This window comes from Streptomyces sp. CBMA152 (assembly GCF_014596475.1).
Lineage (GTDB): Bacteria > Actinomycetota > Actinomycetes > Streptomycetales > Streptomycetaceae > Streptomyces.
This window is the reverse complement of the sequence record NZ_MECJ01000009.1, coordinates 163022-164568: the sequence shown is the minus strand read 5'-3', so window position 1 is coordinate 164568 and position 1547 is coordinate 163022. Positions and strand designations below refer to the sequence as shown.

Here is a 1547-nt window from a genome sequence, read left to right as displayed (position 1 = left end):
CCGGCCGTCCCCCTGCCCACCGATTCCTGTTCCCGTGTCCCCCTGTTTCCCCTAGTGATGGTGTGACTATGAAGAGCCAAGAAATCCTGCCCCTGATCCATGAGGCGATCGTCGAGGTCCTGCCGGAGCTCGACGGGCACGACTTCCAGGAGACCGACTCGCTGGACGCGCTCGGCGCCAACTCGATGGACCGCGCCGAGATCGTCATGATCGTCCTTGAGGCGATGAACCTGGAGATCGCGCTGGTCGACACGTTCGGCCCGCAGAACCTGGGCGAGCTCGCCCGGCACCTTGCCGACAAGAGTGCGGTGGCCCGCTAACGTGCCCGAGATCGCCGTGACCGGGCTGGGGGTCACCACGGCCGTCGGCCAGGGCAAGGCCGCCTTCGCCGAAGCGCTGTTCGCCGGGGCGCACCGGTTCGCCGTCATGGAGCGGCCAGGCCGCCAGGCCGACACCCGGTTCGTCGGCGCGGAGATCCCCAGCTTCGCGCCGACCAACCGGCTGGCCGCACGCGAGCTGCGGACCGTCTCCCTGACCGGCCAGGTCCTGCTGGCCACTCTGGAGGAGGCCTGGATGGAGGCGCGCCTGGATGAGGTCCCCGCCGACCGCATCGGCCTGGTCGTCGGCGGCAACAACCTCCAGCAGCGCGAGCTCACCCTCGCCCAGGACCGCCACCGTGCCAAGCCCCGCTTCCTGCGGCCCAGTTACGGAATGTCCTTCCTGGACACCGATCTGTGCGGGCTCGCCACGGCGGCGTTCGGTATCCGCGGCTTCGCCCACACCGTGGGCGGCGCCTCGGCCAGCGGCCAGCTGGCGGTCATCGAGGCGGCCGAGGCGGTGGCGTCCGGCCGGGTCGACGTGTGCGTGGCGGTGGGCGCCTTGATGGACCTCTCGTACTGGGAGTACCTGGGTCTGGGCGCCATGGGCGCGATGGCGCCGGAGTCCTGCGCCGAGGCGCCGGAGCTGGCCTGCCGTCCGTTCGATGCGGGCCGGGGCGGTTTCGTCTTCGGCGAGGCGTGCGGCGCGCTGGTCGTCGAGCGCGTCGGCGCCCGCCCGGCGCCCGCCGAGCCGTACGCGGCGTTGAGCGGCTGGTCGGTCCAGCTGGACGGCAACCGCAACCCGAACCCGTCGCTGGAAGGCGAGGTGCGGGCGATCGGGCAGGCCCTGGAGCGGGCCGGGCTGAGGGCCGGCGACATCGACTACGTCAACCCGCACGGCACGGCCTCGCCGGTCGGCGACCGCACCGAGGCCGACGCGCTGCTGGCCGCGGGGCTCACCCGGGCCCGGGTCAACGCCACCAAGTCGATCACCGGGCACGGACTCACCGCGGCCGGGGCGGTGGAGGCGGTCGCCGCGCTGCTCCAGATGCGGCACGGCAGGCTGCACCCCACCCGCAATCTGGTGGAGCCCATCGACGACCGGCTGCGCTGGGTGCGCGGCGAGGCCGTCGAGGCCGAGGTCCACCACTGTCTGAGCCTGAGCATGGGATTCGGCGGCATCAACACGGCGCTGTGCATGAGCACGTGCCCATCACGGAGAGCGTAAGG

2 protein-coding genes are annotated in these 1547 nt (G+C 72.1%); both read left to right on the top strand.

The features are described from left to right. The first annotated feature begins 68 nt into the window (after nt 1–68). On the top strand, nt 69–320 hold the full coding sequence (locus tag BG418_RS08825; RefSeq protein ID WP_188273165.1) for an acyl carrier protein: 252 nt from the start codon (nt 69–71) through the stop codon (nt 318–320). A 1-nt stretch (nt 321) separates the two neighbouring features. Then, nucleotides 322–1545 carry a beta-ketoacyl synthase N-terminal-like domain-containing protein gene (locus tag BG418_RS08820; RefSeq protein WP_317453571.1) on the top strand — a complete coding sequence of 408 codons (1224 nt, stop codon included), beginning with the start codon at nt 322–324 and terminating at the stop codon, nt 1543–1545. The last annotated feature ends 2 nt before the right edge of the window (nt 1546–1547 follow it).